This is a genomic window from Agromyces sp. NPDC058136 (assembly GCF_042884375.1).
Taxonomy (GTDB): Bacteria; Actinomycetota; Actinomycetes; order Actinomycetales; family Microbacteriaceae; genus Agromyces.
In genome coordinates this window covers 85,051-99,207 of record NZ_JBHVUA010000007.1, presented here as the reverse complement: position 1 = coordinate 99,207, position 14,157 = coordinate 85,051, and the positions used below count along the sequence as shown (strand labels likewise).

The 14,157-nt window shown below is 71.6% G+C and carries 14 protein-coding genes; 5 read left to right on the top strand and 9 right to left on the bottom strand.

All coding sequences use genetic code 11. The features are described from left to right. Positions 1–110: 110 nt before the first annotated feature. Positions 111–1,334 (top strand): trans-sulfuration enzyme family protein, encoded by a 1,224-nt coding sequence (locus ACFVTX_RS17385; RefSeq protein WP_386902346.1) that lies wholly within the window; start codon positions 111–113, stop codon positions 1,332–1,334. Here the strand turns inward: ACFVTX_RS17385 and ACFVTX_RS17380 are convergent. The 4 genes from ACFVTX_RS17380 to ACFVTX_RS17365 all read right to left on the bottom strand — a co-directional run bounded on the left by ACFVTX_RS17380 (position 1,277) and on the right by ACFVTX_RS17365 (position 6,379). Then, positions 1,277–2,671: an MFS transporter gene (locus ACFVTX_RS17380; protein WP_386902344.1), complete on the bottom strand. Its 1,395-nt coding sequence runs from the start codon at positions 2,669–2,671 to the stop codon at positions 1,277–1,279. The genes ACFVTX_RS17385 and ACFVTX_RS17380 overlap by 58 nt on opposite strands. A gap of 152 nt (positions 2,672–2,823) precedes the next feature. Further along, positions 2,824–3,996, bottom strand: a complete 1,173-nt coding sequence (locus ACFVTX_RS17375; RefSeq protein WP_386902342.1) for a globin domain-containing protein — start codon at positions 3,994–3,996, stop codon at positions 2,824–2,826. Positions 3,997–4,080: 84 nt separating this feature from the next. Beyond that, positions 4,081–4,536 carry an RrF2 family transcriptional regulator gene (locus ACFVTX_RS17370; protein ID WP_386902340.1) on the bottom strand — a complete coding sequence of 152 codons (456 nt, stop codon included), beginning with the start codon at positions 4,534–4,536 and terminating at the stop codon, positions 4,081–4,083. Positions 4,537–4,543: 7 nt separating this feature from the next. After that, complete coding sequence (locus ACFVTX_RS17365; protein WP_386902338.1) at positions 4,544–6,379, bottom strand: DEAD/DEAH box helicase; 1,836 nt, start codon at positions 6,377–6,379, stop codon at positions 4,544–4,546. A gap of 88 nt (positions 6,380–6,467) precedes the next feature. Between ACFVTX_RS17365 and ACFVTX_RS17360 the strand changes: the two genes are divergently transcribed. Then, the gene (locus ACFVTX_RS17360; protein ID WP_386902336.1) at positions 6,468–7,253 is read left to right on the top strand and encodes an SGNH/GDSL hydrolase family protein; all 786 of its coding nucleotides are present in this window, start codon (positions 6,468–6,470) and stop codon (positions 7,251–7,253) included. On the opposite strand, the gene ACFVTX_RS17355 is transcribed toward ACFVTX_RS17360, so the two are convergent. After that, a complete protein-coding gene (locus tag ACFVTX_RS17355) occupies positions 7,235–8,551 on the bottom strand; it encodes a D-alanyl-D-alanine carboxypeptidase family protein (RefSeq protein ID WP_386902334.1) in 1,317 nt (438 codons plus the stop codon). The genes ACFVTX_RS17360 and ACFVTX_RS17355 overlap by 19 nt on opposite strands. Then, positions 8,548–9,366: a TrmH family RNA methyltransferase gene (locus ACFVTX_RS17350; protein WP_386902333.1), complete on the bottom strand. Its 819-nt coding sequence runs from the start codon at positions 9,364–9,366 to the stop codon at positions 8,548–8,550. Before ACFVTX_RS17350 ends, ACFVTX_RS17355 begins: the two co-directional genes overlap by 4 nt. A 156-nt stretch (positions 9,367–9,522) precedes the next feature. Between ACFVTX_RS17350 and ACFVTX_RS17345 the strand changes: the two genes are divergently transcribed. Both ACFVTX_RS17345 and ACFVTX_RS17340 read left to right on the top strand, forming a co-directional pair. Then, positions 9,523–10,305, top strand: coding sequence for a Sir2 family NAD-dependent protein deacetylase (locus ACFVTX_RS17345; protein WP_386902582.1), 783 nt, complete (start codon positions 9,523–9,525; stop codon positions 10,303–10,305). 31 nt (positions 10,306–10,336) lie between these two features. Continuing rightward, positions 10,337–10,942 carry a histidine phosphatase family protein gene (locus ACFVTX_RS17340; RefSeq protein WP_386902331.1) on the top strand — a complete coding sequence of 202 codons (606 nt, stop codon included), beginning with the start codon at positions 10,337–10,339 and terminating at the stop codon, positions 10,940–10,942. Positions 10,943–10,981: 39 nt separating this feature from the next. Here the strand turns inward: ACFVTX_RS17340 and ACFVTX_RS17335 are convergent, their stop codons facing one another. Both ACFVTX_RS17335 and ACFVTX_RS17330 read right to left on the bottom strand, forming a co-directional pair. Then, positions 10,982–12,088, bottom strand: coding sequence for a glycosyltransferase family 4 protein (locus ACFVTX_RS17335; protein WP_386902329.1), 1,107 nt, complete (start codon positions 12,086–12,088; stop codon positions 10,982–10,984). Next, on the bottom strand, positions 12,085–12,981 hold the full coding sequence (locus ACFVTX_RS17330) for an alpha/beta fold hydrolase (RefSeq protein ID WP_386902328.1): 897 nt from the start codon (positions 12,979–12,981) through the stop codon (positions 12,085–12,087). The genes ACFVTX_RS17335 and ACFVTX_RS17330 overlap by 4 nt, the downstream gene beginning before the upstream one ends. Before the next feature lie 122 nt (positions 12,982–13,103). Here ACFVTX_RS17330 and ACFVTX_RS17325 point away from each other — a divergent pair, with 122 nt between their 5' ends. Then, the gene (locus ACFVTX_RS17325) at positions 13,104–13,805 is read left to right on the top strand and encodes a 3'-5' exonuclease (protein WP_386902326.1); all 702 of its coding nucleotides are present in this window, start codon (positions 13,104–13,106) and stop codon (positions 13,803–13,805) included. An 84-nt stretch (positions 13,806–13,889) separates the two neighbouring features. Here ACFVTX_RS17325 and ACFVTX_RS17320 read toward each other — a convergent pair whose 3' ends face one another. Then, complete coding sequence (locus ACFVTX_RS17320; protein WP_386902324.1) at positions 13,890–14,138, bottom strand: type B 50S ribosomal protein L31; 249 nt, start codon at positions 14,136–14,138, stop codon at positions 13,890–13,892. Positions 14,139–14,157: the final 19 nt, after the last annotated feature.

Below are 14,157 nucleotides of genomic sequence, written 5' to 3'. Positions count from 1 at the left end.
GTCGCACTCCAAGCGGGTTGAGATTGCAGATTCTGCGAGGCATCCAGTCTATCGCAATGATCGTGCAGGCCGAGTTGAGACAATCAGCAGAATCTGCTTCAGTGCGAGCCATGCAGACATCGTCGTCGCACCTCGAGACCCGCGCCGTCCACGGCGGAATGAGCGGAGTCCGGGAGAGCGGATCCCACGTTCCCGTCATCGACTTCTCGACCACGAACCCGTTGGGCTCGGTCGAGACCGGGGGCCTCTCGTACGAGGAGCTCGCCACCGGCCACGACCTCGGCGAGGGCCGTTCGGCGGTGTACCAGCGGCTCTGGCAGCCGGGCGTCGCGCGCTTCGAGGAGTCGCTCGCAGGCCTCGAGGGCACCGACGGCGCGGTCGCGTTCGGCAGCGGCATGGCCGCGCTCGCCGCGGTGCTCATCGCGACGGCCTCGGCCGGAAAGCCGCACGTCGTCGCGGTGCGCCCGCTCTACGGCGGCACCGACCACGTGCTCGAGAGCGGCCTCCTCGGCACCGAGGTGACCTGGGCGACGATCGACGAGGTCGGCGGCGCCCTCCGCCCCGACACCGGACTCGTCATCGTCGAGACGCCCGCGAACCCGACGCTCGAGCTCGTCGACCTCCGCCGTCTGACCGCCGCGGCCGGTGACGTGCCCGTGCTCGTCGACAACACCTTCGCCACCCCCGTGCTGCAGCGCCCCGCCGAGCACGGCGCGACACTCGTGCTGCACAGCGCGACCAAGTACCTCGGCGGTCACGGCGACGTCATGGGGGGCGTCGTCGCGGCCGACCGCGACTGGGTCGAGCGGCTCCGTCGCGTGCGCGCCCTCACCGGCGGGCTCCTGCACCCGATGGCGGCATACCTGCTGCACCGCGGCCTCCGCACGCTGCCGCTGCGGGTGCGGGCCCAGCAGGAGACCGCGCGCGAACTCGCCGAGCGCCTCGACGGCCATCCAGCCATCGCGCGCGTGCACTACCCGGGACTTCCCGGACAGGATCCGGACGGCCTCCTCGGCACGCAGTTCGAGGGCCCAGGTTCGATCATCGCGCTCGAGCTCGCCGGCGGGTTCGACGCGGCGGTGCGCTTCACCGAGGCATGCGAACTCGTCACGCACGCGGTGTCGCTCGGCGGTGTCGACTCGCTCGTGCAGCACCCCGCTTCGCTCACGCACCGGCCGGTCGCGGGCGACGCGAAGCCCGGCGACGCCGTGGTGCGCATCTCGATCGGACTCGAGCACGTCGACGACCTCGCCGCCGATCTGCTGGCGGCGCTCGCTCACTCCTCCGGCGATGCCGACGTCGCGGGAGACGACTCCGCGGCCCGCGCCGCCTGAGGCGGGTTGCGGATCCCGAGCCAGGAGACGACGCCCCCGACGACGAGCAGCGCCGCCGTCGCGATCGCGACTCGATGGTATCCGGCGACGTCGAGGGCGGAGCCGACGATGACGCCGATCGAGGCGATCGCGACGAGTCCGGCGATGCGGGCGACCGCATTGTTGACCGCTGAGCCGATGCCCGCCCTCGCGGGGTCGACCGCACCGAGGATGGCGGCGGTGAGCGGCGCGACGGTGATCGCCATGCCGAGCCCCGAGACGACGATGCCGGGCAGCATCTCGGTCCAGAACGCGAGCTCGGCGCTCACCGCGAGCGTCATCAGGTAGCCGACGGCGACGGTCATCGGCCCGAGGGTCATGAAGATCCTCGGGCCGAACCGCGTCGAGAGGCCGCCGAACCAGGAGCCGAGCAGGACGAGCATGATGGTCGGCGGCAGCGTCGCCAGCCCGGCGGCCGTCGCGGTGAACCCGGCGAACTCCTGCAGGAAGATCGTGATCGCGAACGGGCCGAGGGAGAACGCGGCGTAGATGAAGAGCGTCGCGAGGTTGCCGGCGGCGAAGTTCCGCGCGCGGAACAGCGACAGCGGGAGCATCGGCTGCGGGGTGCGGTGCTCCCACCAGACGAACACGACGAGCGCGACGACACCCACGACGAGCGGCACGACGACGAGCGGCGAACCCCAGCCGAGCCGTTCGCCCTCGATGAGCGCGAACACGGTGCCGCCGAGGCCGACGACGCAGAGTGCGGCGCCGACCCAGTCGATCGGGGCATGATCGCCGGCGGGTTCGTCGCGGGCGATGCCCCGCAGCATGACGAGCGCGACGACGATCGGGATCACGTTGATCCAGAACACGAGCCGCCAGGACACGAGGTCGACGAGGATGCCGCCGAAGAGCGGCCCGATGAGGAACGCGACGGTCGTCCACGCCGTCCACCGGCCGATGGCCTTCCCCTGCTCGGCGAGCGGGAACGTCGCGACGATGAGCGCGAGCGAACTCGGCACGAGGAGCGCCCCGGCTGCGCCCTGGAGGGCGCGGGCGACGACGAAGAACACCCCGTCGGGCGCCATAGCGCACGCGATCGAGGTGATCCCGAAGCCGTAGAGCCCGATCCGGATCATGCGCGCCCGCCCGAACGAGTCGGAGAGCGAGCCGGCGAGCAGGATGAACGCGCCGAGCGTCAGGAGGTACGCGTCGACCGCCCATTGCTGGAGCGCGAGGCCGCCGCCGAGCTCTTCCGCGAGCGAGGGCAGGGCCACGTTGATGACGGCGCCGTCGAGGAACGCGATGAACGAGACGATGATCGCGATGATGAGCACGCGGGTCCGGCGGGCCATGTGCGCCATGCTATCCCCGGCCCCGGATGTCACGGGGCTCCCCCGCGCGCGGCGGCGGAGCATCCGGCCGAATGAACGCCACGCATGCCGAGGGGCGCCGACGGCACGATGTGCCAGCCGGCGCCCCTCGGCGCGACCTGCGACGCGCTGGTCTACGCGGCGAGCCAGACGTCGGGCCCGAACACCTCGTAGTGGATGTCGGTCGCGGCGACGCCCGCCTCGATCGCCTGCGAGCGGATCGACCGCATGAACGGCAGCGGCCCGCAGAGGTAGAGCTTCGCGCCGGCGGGCATCTCGACGGCGTCGAGGCTCATGAAGCCGGTCTCGGCGTCGGCCGCGGCGGCGGGCTCCTCGAGCCAGAGGCGCAGTTCGGCGTTCGGCAGCGCCGCGACCGATTCGCGCATCTGCGCCTCGAGCGCCCAGTTCTCGGCGCGCTGCTCGGCGTGCAGCACGAGCACCCGGCGGTGCGATGCCGCACCCGCGAGCGACTGCAGGATGGAGGCGCTCGGCGTGCAGCCGATGCCGGCGGTGGCGAGCACGATCGGGGCGTCGCTCTCGTCGAGTTCGATGTCGCCGTAGGGGTTCGAGAGCTCGACGACGTCGCCCACCTTCACCTGACCGTGCAGGAAGGGCGAGACCTCGCCGCCCTCGTCGAGCTTGGTGGTGAACACGCGGTCGGTGAGCGAGTCGACCCGATCCGAGAGCGAGTACTGACGTGCCTGGCGGAGCCCGTCGGCGAGGCTGACGCGCACCGAGACGTACTGACCGGGCGTCGCCCGGGTGACGGGCGTCTCGTCGGCGGGCTCGAGGCGGAAGGTGATGGAACCCGCACCGGCCGCCTCCTTCGCGACGACGCGCCACTCGGCCCACATGACCTCGTTCGCCTGGCTCGCGTACAGCCCGCGCTCGATCTTGATGAGGGCGTCGGCCATGAGCCAGTAGACCTCGGTCCAGGCCTCGGCGACCTCGGGGGTGCAGGCCTCGCCGAGGTCGTCGGCGATGGCGGCGAAGAGGTGCTCGTACACGATCGGGTAGCCCGACTCGGGGATCCCGAGGGCGGCGTGCTTGTGCGCGATGCGCGAGAGCACCGCTTCGGGCAGGGTCTCGGGGTGCCCGACGAGGTGGGAGGCGAAGGCCGCGATGCTGCCCGCGAGCGCCTGCTGCTGGGTGCCGTTCTGCTGGTTGGCGCGGCTGAACATGCCGTCGAGCAGTTCGGGGTGCGCGGCGAAGAGGCGCCCGTAGAACTTGGGCGTGATCTCGCCGATGCGGGCGCCGATGACGGGCAGCGTCGCTTCGATCACGGGGCGGGACTTCTCGGAAAGCATGTTTCTCCTCTGAGCGTCGTATCTCGCATCTCATATGCGAGATTCCGAGATCAGTTCTACACCCTGTAGAAAAGCCGCCGCAAGTCAGCGGTCGAGGGATGCCTCGCGCCGCGTCGGCATCGGGAGCCCGACGAACGACGGCGCCACCGAGAGCGACTCGACCGTCAGGTCGTCGAGGGTCGCGTAGAACGCCTCACGGGCGCGGTGCAGGGCGCTCCGCAGCCGGCACGCGGCGATGAGCGGGCAGGCGACGCCGTCGCTCGTGATGCACTCCACCGGATCCTGATGGCCGTCGAGCGAACGCAGCAGGGCGCCGACGCTGAGCTGCAGGCCCGCTTCGGTGATGCGCGCTCCCCCGGTGCGACCCCGGGCGACGTCGAGCGCACCCCGACGGCGGAGCTCCAGCACCGCCTTGCTCACGTGGTTGTACGGAATGCCGATGCGCTCGGAGATCTCACGGCTCGTGAGCTGCTCGCCCGGTGCCGCGGCGAGCAGCATGAGCGTGCGCAGGCACACATCGGCGAAACCGTTGATCTTCACCTGACCATCATCGCCCCGAGAGCCGCCGTCGCACGAGCTCGATGCGCGACTGCAACTGGGTCACCGTCGCCTGCGCGACCTCGGGGCCGCCGCAGGCGCGGCGCAGTTCGGCGTGCACGCTCGAGTGCGACTGCCCGCTCTGGCGGGCGTACAGCCCCACGATGCTGTTGAGCAGCGAACGCTGCTCCTTCAGGGTGCGGAACAGGGCCACCGGCTCGGCGGACGCCCCATCGCCGTCGCCGTCGGCCTGGGCGGCCGCCGCGTGCTTGCGCCGGTCCCCCGCACGCCGCGCCTGCCGCGCCTGTCGATGGCGCAGCAGTTCGGAGACCTGCTCGGGCTCGAGCAGCCCGGGAATGCCGATGAAGTCGAACTCCTCGTCGCTGCCGGGCTCGGCGAGCGTGCCGAACTCGGTGCCGTCGTAGACGACCCGGTCGAACGAGGCGTCGGAGGCGATCGCCTCCCAGGTGCCGAACTCCAGCAGCTCCTCGGAGGCGCGCTCCTCGCGGTTCGCCGACTCGAGCAGGCTGTCGTCGAGCCCCTCGCCGTCCGCGTCGGCGTCGGCGCCGCCTCGCCGGTCGAGCGCGTGGTCGCGCTCGCGCTCGAGCTGCGCCGCGAGCGACATCAGCACCGGCACGTTCGGGAGGAAGACCGACGCCGTCTCACCACGGCGACGCGCACGCACGAAACGTCCGATGGCCTGCGCGAAGAAGAGCGGGGTCGAGGAGCTCGTCGCGTACACGCCCACCGCGAGTCGCGGCACGTCGACGCCCTCCGACACCATGCGCACCGCGACCATCCATCGCCGCGTGTTGCCCGAGAACTCCTCGATGTTCGCCGAGGCCTCCTTGTCGTCGGAGAGCACGACGGTCACCGGCTCGCCGGAGATCTGCTGCAGGATGTCGGCGTAGGCGCGCGCGACCGTCTGGTCGGTGGCGAGCACGAGCCCGCCCGCGTCGGGGATCGACTGGCGCACCTCGGTGAGGCGGCGGTCGGCGGCCCGGAGCACCGCCGGGATCCACTCGCCGCTCGGCTCGAGCGCGGTGCGCCACGCCGAGGAGGTGATGTCCTTCGTGTTGTCCTCGCCGAGCTTCGCCTCCATCTCATCGCCGGCCTTCGTGCGCCAGCGCATGTGCCCGGCGTAGACCATGAACATGACGGGGCGCACGACGCCGTCGGCGAGGGCTCGGCCGTAGCCGTAGTTGTAGTCGGTCTTCGAGAGGCGCACGCCGTGCGCGTCGGGCTCGTACTCGACGAACGGGATGGGCGCGGTGTCGGAGCGGAACGGCGTGCCGCTGAGCGACAGCCGCTTCGTCGCAAGCTCGAACGCCTCGCGGATCGCGTCGCCCCAGGAGAGCGTGTCGCCGCCGTGGTGCACCTCGTCGAGGATGACGAGCGAGCGCCCCGAGAGGGTCAGCTCGCGGTGCAGGGCGGGCCGCATCGCGACCTGCGCGTACGTCACCGCGACCCCGTGATAGTGCCTCGCGGTACGGACGCCGTCCGCGTTCCTGAACCCCGGGTCGAGGCGGATGCCCACGCGCGCCGCGGCGTCGGCCCACTGGCGCTTGAGGTGGTCGGTCGGCGCGACGACCGTGATGCGGTCGATTTCGCGACGCGACCGGAGCTCAGCCGCGAGGCGGAGTGCGAACGTCGTCTTGCCGGCGCCGGGCGTCGCCGCGGCGAGGAAGTCGCGCGGCAGTTCTTCGAGGTAGTGCTCGAGCGCCTCGGCCTGCCAGGCCCGGAGCTTCGACGCGGTACCCCACGCGGCGCGTTCGGGGAACGAGGGTGAGAGGTGTTCGGCCGCCGAGGTGCCCGGATGGGCCCCGGATGGTGTCGCTGTACTCACTGGATTCGAGGGTAGCGGAGGCCGGTGACATCCTCGAACCGAACCGCGCCGGACCCTGTGTCGTCGTGACCTTGTGCAGAATGGAGTGATGGTCACCCCGCAGCATCCCTGGTCGCGTTACGTCGCCATCGGCGACTCCTTCACCGAGGGCATCGGCGACCCCGAGCCCTCCGTTCCCGGCGGCCACCGCGGCTGGGCCGATCGGGTCGCCGAGGAGCTCTCGCAGGGCACCGAGGACTTCGCCTACGCGAACCTCGCCGTCCGCGGCAAGCTCATCCAGCAGATCATCGACGAGCAGCTCGAGGCGGCGATCGCGCTGCGCCCCGACCTCGTGACGATCTCGGCGGGCGGCAACGACGTCATCCGCCCCGGCACCGACCCCGACGAGATCTCCTCGCGCTTCGAGTACGTCATCGAGCGGCTCTCCCGCTCGCACCCGACGATCGTGATCTTCACCGGCGTCGACGTCGGCTTCTCCCCCGTGTTCCGCGGCATCCGCGGCAAGGTCGCGATCTACAACGAGAACCTCCGCACGATCGCGGCGAAGTACGACTGCATCGTCGCCGACCAGTGGGCGCTCACCGAGATCCAGGACCAGCGCATGTGGTCGGCCGACCGGCTGCACCTCAATCCGCTCGGCCACCACACGGTCGCGCGCATGGTGCTCGCCGCGCTCAACGTCGAGAACGAGCTCGAAGCCTCGAGCCCCGAACCGCTGCCCGACACGACCTGGCGTCAGGCCCGCGTCGAAGACCTCGCATGGGCCCGCGAGTACCTCGTGCCGTGGGTGGTGCGTCGCATCCGGCACCAGTCATCGGGCGACTACGTGACGCCGAAGCGCCCCGAAGCCGGCCCCTACTCGCTGCCCGACTGAGCGGCCTGCGCTTCGAGCCCTGAGGGGTTCTGGAGCCGCCACCACGTGCCGGGGTCGTCGATCTCGGCGTCGAGCACGAGCGGCACCGTGATCTCCTGCGCCCCCGCGCGCACGATCACGCTGCCGACCTCCGCGCCCTTCTCGGCGAGGGCGAGCGGTTCGGCGCGCACCTCCACCTCGACGGGGGTGTCGCTCCAGACCACGACGGATGCCCCGTCGGCGGCGCGGGCGTTCGCCGAGTCGCCCCACGGGGTGTCGTAGCTCGCGAGCTCCTGACCGGCCTGGAGCGGCGTCACCTGGTGGAACCCGGGGGCGACGCTGTCGAGCAGGGTCGCGATCGCCTCACGGAGCATCGCGTGGTTCTCGCCGCCGAGGAGGACGCCCACGACCGTCACCGTCGTGTCGCCGACCGCGTAGTCGGCCGAGAACAGCAGGTTCGCGGCGTCGTCGGTCGTCCCGGTCTTGATGCCGTCGACCCCGTGCGTGCCGAGCAGCTTGTTCGAGTTCTCGAGAGTGCCGAGCTCGGGGATGTCGACCTTCTGCGTCGCGACGATCTCGGCGAGGACGGGGTCGGCGAGGGCGAGCTCGCCGAGCTTCACGAGGTCGGCGGGCGTCGAGACGTTGTCGAGCGAGAGCCCGCTCGCGTCGGCGATGCGCGTGTTCACCAGCCCGTGCGCGTCGAGCCAGACGCGGGCGGCGTCGACGAGCCCCTGCTCGGAGCCGAACGCCCAGTTCGCGAGGGAGATCGCGTAGTTGTTGCCCGAGGGCAGCAGGAGCGCATCGAGGCTCTCGCGGAGACTGAGCGTGGCGCCCGCCTCGACCGGGGCGACCGAGCCGTTCTGCGCGATCATGTCCCAGTAGATGTCGACGTCGGCGTCGGTGTACTGGATGTCGGGCCCGTTCTCGCCGGCCGCGATCGGGTGCTGCTCGAGGATCACGAGCGAGGTGATCACCTTCGTGATGCTCGCCGAGGCCATCTGCTGGTCGGCGTTGCCCGCGGCGAGCAGCCCGTCGAACCCGATCGCGCCGACCGCGTACCCGCCGAAGCCGGGCAGGGCGAGCTGCTGCGGTGCGGCGACGATCGGTGCCGGCTGCTCGACGACGGGGACCGCGGCGGGAACCGGGGCGCCGAGCGCGTTCGCCGTGTACACCCCGCCGCCGACGAGGAGGCCGAGCACGAGCGCGAGGCTGCCGAAGACCAGGATGCGGCGACGCCGGTAGACGCGCTTGCGCGCGGCGGCGACGTCGCCCGCGCCTGCGGGCGCGATGCCGGCGGTGCTGCCGCTCGCTCCCGTCATCGGGCTTCCTCCTCGGGCAGGGCGAGCGCGTAGAGGACGACCGCCGCGGCCGCCGCGACGTTGAGCGAGTCGACGCCGTGACGCATCGGGATCGTGACGACCGCGTCGGCCGCGTCGAGTGCGTTGCGGCTGAGCCCGTCGCCCTCGGCGCCGAAGACGAGCGCGAGCCGCTCGGGCGGGTCGGCGGCGAGGCGCCGCAGCGACACCGCGTCGTCGGCGAGCGCCAGGGCGGCGGTCGTGAACCCGGCCTCGCGCAGCAGCACCGACGCCTCGCCCCACTCGGGCAGGCGGGTCCACGGCACCTGGAAGACGGTGCCCATGCTCACCCGCACGCTGCGGCGGTAGAGCGGGTCTGCGCAACGGGGCGTCACGAGCACGGCATCGGCGCCGAGCGCCGCCACCGAACGGAAGATCGCACCCACGTTGGTGTGATCGACGATGTCCTCCAGCACGACCACCCGGCGGGCGCCCGCGAGCAGTGCTGCCGGGTCGGGCAGTTCGGGTCGCTCGAACGCGGCGAGGGCGCCGCGATGGACGCGGTAACCGGTGATCTCCTCGAGCTGGGCAGGGTCGGCGAGGTGCACCGGGATGTCGAAGGGCGCGAGCACGGGTTCGAGCCCGGCCAGCCACTTCTCCTCCATCAGCACCGATCGCGGACGGTGGCCTGCCGCGATCGCCCGGCCGATGACCTTGGCCGATTCGGCGATGTAGAGCCCCTGTTCGGGCTCGTGCGCGCTGCGCAGGGTCACGTCGGTGAGCCGCGCGTAGTCGGCGACGGAATCGGATGCCGCGTCGCGGACTCGTTCGATGTGCATGGATCTCCTCACCTCAAGAGTGCCAGCCTCGGAAACAAACCGGAAAACGACGGTGTTTACAATCAGGGTCACACCCGGCCGAAGGGAGCTCCTGTGGAGATCGGAATCGACGCGACACGCGGCATCGAACAGTCGGTGCACGAGGCGATCGAACTCATGCGCGGCGCGCGGGTCGCGGTGCTCACCGGCGCCGGGGTCAGCACCGACTCGGGCATCCCCGACTACCGGGGCGAGGGTGCGCCCGCGCGCAACCCGATGACGGTGCAGCGGTTCCTCGCTTCCGAGGAGGCCCGCAAGCGGTACTGGGCGGGCAGCCACCTCGGCTGGCGCAACTTCGGCAGCGCCCGCCCGAACGCCGGGCATCTCGCGCTCACCGCGCTCGAAGCGTCGGGCGCGGTCACCGGCGTCATCACGCAGAACGTCGACGGCCTCCACCGCCGCGCGGGCAGCCGGCACGTCGTCGAACTCCACGGCGGCATGGACCGGGTGCTCTGCCTCGACTGCGGCCAGCACTACGCCAGGCAGGCGATCGCCGAGGAGCTCACCCTCCTGAACCCCGGCATCGATCTCGAACAGGCCGTACGCCCCGCCCCCGACGGCGACGTGATCGTCGACGGCGTGGACGAGATGGTGATCCCCGTCTGCACGGTGTGCGGCGGCATCCTGAAGCCCGACGTGGTCTTCTTCGGCGAGTTCGTGCCGGTGCCCACCTTCCAGGCCGCGGCATCCCTCGTCGCGGGCGCCGACGCACTGCTCGTCGCGGGCTCCTCGCTCGTCGTGAACTCGGGCGTGCGCCTCATCGAGCAGGCCCGCCGTCGCCGGCTCCCCATCGTCATCGTCAACCGCGGCGCCACGAAGGGCGACTCTCGTGCCGCCGTCAAGATCGACGCCGGCACGAGCGAGACGCTCGGCGCCTTCGCCGAGGCGCTCGGTTCGTGAACGCGGCCCACGACGTGCAAGAGTCGTCGACATGACGGATGCCACGCCCCACCTCGAACCGACGCTCATCGCGCTCGTACGCCACGGCGAGACCGAGTGGAACCGCGAGCGTCGCATCCAGGGCACGACCGACATCCCGCTGAACGACACCGGGCGCCGGCAGGCCGCCGAGACGGGCGAGCGCCTCGCAGAGGAGTCGTGGGACGCCGTCTACTCGAGCCCGCTCTCGCGCGCGGCCGAGACCGCCGAGATCATCGCGGGCGTGCTCGAACTGCCCGCACCCGCGATCGTCGGGCCGCTCGCCGAGCGCAGCCACGGGGTGCTCGAGGGCCTCGACCACGCCGGCCGCATGGCCGTCGAGGCGCAGGCCGCGACGATCGAGGGGCTCGAGCCCCGTTCGACCGTCATCGCCCGTGCCGGCGCCGCGCTCGCCGAGATCGCGGCGGCGCACCCGGGCGGCCGGGTCGTCGTGGTGTCGCACGGCGGCGTGATCCACTCGATGATCCTCGAGCTCAGCGACTGGACCCTGCCGGGCGCCGGCTACACGATCACGAACGGCTCGGTGCACCTGCTGCGGCACGCCGACGGCGCGCTCGAGCTCGTCGAGCCCGACCTCCTCACGGGCACCGACGGCTGAGCACCGGCGAGCTGCGGGCTCGGGGCCCGATGGCCTGCGTCAGCGCCGCGTGCGCCGTGCGTCGGCCCTGCGCCCGCCCTGCTCGGCGACGGTGCGCTGCATGAGCTCGTACAGGGTGGCGGCCGACGCCGCCCAGGTGTAGTTCGCGGCCTGTTCGACCGACCGGGCCGAGTGCTCCTGCCAGACGTCGTCGGACTCGAGGTCGCCGATCGCACGCACCAGGTCGTCGGCATCGCCCGGCGCGAAGTAGAGCGCTGCGTCGCCGCCGATCTCACGGAAGATCGGGATGTCGCTCACGACGGCGGGCGTGCCGAGGCGCATCGCCTCGATGAGCGGGATCCCGAAGCCCTCGGCCTGCGAGGCGTGCACGAGCGCGGTCGCGCCGGCGAGGAGCTCGGCGTACTCGGCGTCGCTCACCCCGTCGTGGAAGACGAGCCGAGCCTCGGGTGCGAGCCGGGTGAGCCGTTCGCGCTCCTCGCGGCTGATGCGGCTGAGCAGGTGGAGTTCGTGGTCTGGCAGCGCCGCGGCGGCGCGGACGAGGGTGTCGACGTTCTTGTACGGCATGTACGAGCCCATGTACACGAGCCGGCGGCCCTGCGGCCTCGGGCGCGGGAGTTCGGGCACGCCGAGGTCGTCGGAGGCGTTCGGGACGACCGTGATGGGCCGCTGCGTGAGCCGGTGCTCGCGGATGAGCCCGGCGGTCGTCTCCGACACCGTGACGACGGCGTCCGAGCGGTTGAGCAGCAGCCGCTGCGGCCACCACGCGAGGTGGTAGAGCCGCCACAGGAGCCGCACCGGCGCCGGCAGGTCGCGCGGGGGCGTGCGGTTCTCGTAGTAGATGAGGTCGTGCAGGGTCAGGAGCAAACGGTAGTCGCGGCCCCACGAACCCATCGTCTGCATCGGCGAGAACACGATGTCGGGGCGGAGCCGTCGCACCTGGCGGGCGACGAACGGCTCGCGGATGCTCGTCGGCGAGCTCACGAGCTCCCACGGCAGGTCGGGCAGCATCTCGAGCTGCCGGTGGTCGTTCACGAGCATCGTGACGGGGTGCAGCTTCGCGAGCTCGGTGACGAGGCCCGCGGTGAAGCGGCTGATGCCGTCGTGGTGCCCGATGCGTGTGTAGCGGCAGTCGACGACGATCTTCACGCGTCGGCCTCCGCCCGGAGGAACCGGCCGATGCGCGCGGCCGCGTCGCCGGGCGTCTCGTAGTGGATGAGGTGCCCCACCTCGGGGATCACCTCGAGCCTCGCGTCGGGGAAGCGGCCGACGAGCCGGTGCTGGGCCTCGATCGGCGTCACGTCGTCGCGCTCGGCGGCGACGAGCAGCGTCGGGACGGTGATGCGCTCGGCGTACTCGCTGACGTCGTGACTGACCGAGGCGCGGAACGCCTCGAGCAGTTGGTCGCGGTCGCCGAAGTCGGAGAAGTAGCGGTCGTGCTGGTCGTGGATCCAGCGGCGCAGCTCGCGTTCGTTCGTCTTCGCCATCGTCACGCTCATGATGCGCACGACGGCACCGTTGCGGAGGAGGGCGAAACCCGCCTTCTCGGGCAGGGCCGCCGAGGCCCGGTAGTAGAGCACCGCGAGCCGGGTCATCACACCCCGCGGGCCCTGCAGCGCGGGGGCGCCGATCGGGTTCACGAGCACCAGGCGGCGGGGCGCGAGGCCGCCGGCGACGGCCGCCGAGGACACGATCGAGCCGAACGAGTGCCCGAGCAGGTCGTACGCGCCGTCGCGGAGCCCGACCGCCTCGATGAAGGCGCCGAGCCAGCGGGCGTAGCCGTCGATGTCGTGCGCACGATCGGCGAAGGTCGCCGACTCGCCGAAGCCGGGGAGGTCGGGCGAGATGATCCGGTAGCCGGGCAGCTGCGCGACGACGGGCTCGAGGCCGTGGTGGTCGCCGCGGAAGCCGTGCACGAGCACGAGCACCGGGGCATCCGACTCGCCGTACTCCCACCATGCGGTCTCGGTGCCGTCGACCTCGACCCGGTGGGCGCTGACGGGGATGCGGGCGAGCGCGGCGGCGTAGGGCGATTCGATCATCCCGGCCATTCTATGTTTCGCGGCGGCCCGACTCCCCCGCCGGCGCCCGCGAGCCGGTGGATGCCGCGGACACGCGCCGCAGCGTCGCGACGATGACGGTGGTGCTGCATAACCTTTCGCACATGGATGCCACGAACACCGCCCAGTGGGCGAACACCCTCGCCGTCTTCGACCTCGAGACCACCGGCATCGACGTCGACGTCTGCCGCATCGTCACCGCGCACGTCGGCGTGATCGGCGAGGGCGGCGAGGTGCTCGAGCAGCGCGAATGGCTCGTCGACCCCGGCGTCGAGATCCCGACGGCGGCGTCGCTCATCCACGGCGTGACGACCGAGCGCGCCCGCCTCGAGGGGCAGGCGGCCGCGACCGCCGTCGCCGAGATCATCGCGGCGCTCGCCGACGCTGCGGCCCGCGGGCTGCCGATCGTCGCGTACAACGCCGCCTACGACCTCACGGTGCTCGAGCGGGAGGCGGCCCGGTACGGGCATGCCCCGCTGCCAGGCCCCGGCCCCGTCATCGACCCGCTCGTCATCGACAAGGCCGTCGACAAGTACCGCCGCGGCAAGCGCACCCTCTCGGCCACTGCCGAGCACTACGGCGTCACGCTCGACGACGCGCACAACGCCGGGGCCGACGCGATCGCCGCCGGTCGGGTCGCTCAGGCGATCGCCCGCGCGTACCCGCAGCTCGCGACGGTCGCCGTCGCCGAACTCCACACCCGCCAGATCGACTGGAGCCGTGAGCAGGCCGAGAGCTACCAGTCTTGGCGGCGCCGCAACGGCGAACCCGAGTTCACGACTTCTGGGGCGTGGCCGGTGCGCTGAGCGCGCCGGCCCGCCCGGCATCCGGCTCCCGGGCACGACGAAGGGGCGGGCGACTCGCGTCGCCCGCCCCTTCGTTCGGCAGAATTACTTGCCGAAGTTCTTGAAGCGCTGGTTGAACTTCTCGACGCGGCCGGCCGAGTCCATGATGCGCTGCTTGCCCGTGTAGAACGGGTGCGACTCGCTCGAGATCTCGACGTCGATGACCGGGTAGGTGGCACCGTCGAGCTCGATCGTCTTGTCGCTCGTCGCGGTCGAACGCGTGAGGAACGTGGCGCCCGAAGCCAGGTCGCGGAAGACGATGGCGTTGTACTCGGGGTGGATGTCGGTCTTCATGGAGACTTCCTTGGATTTC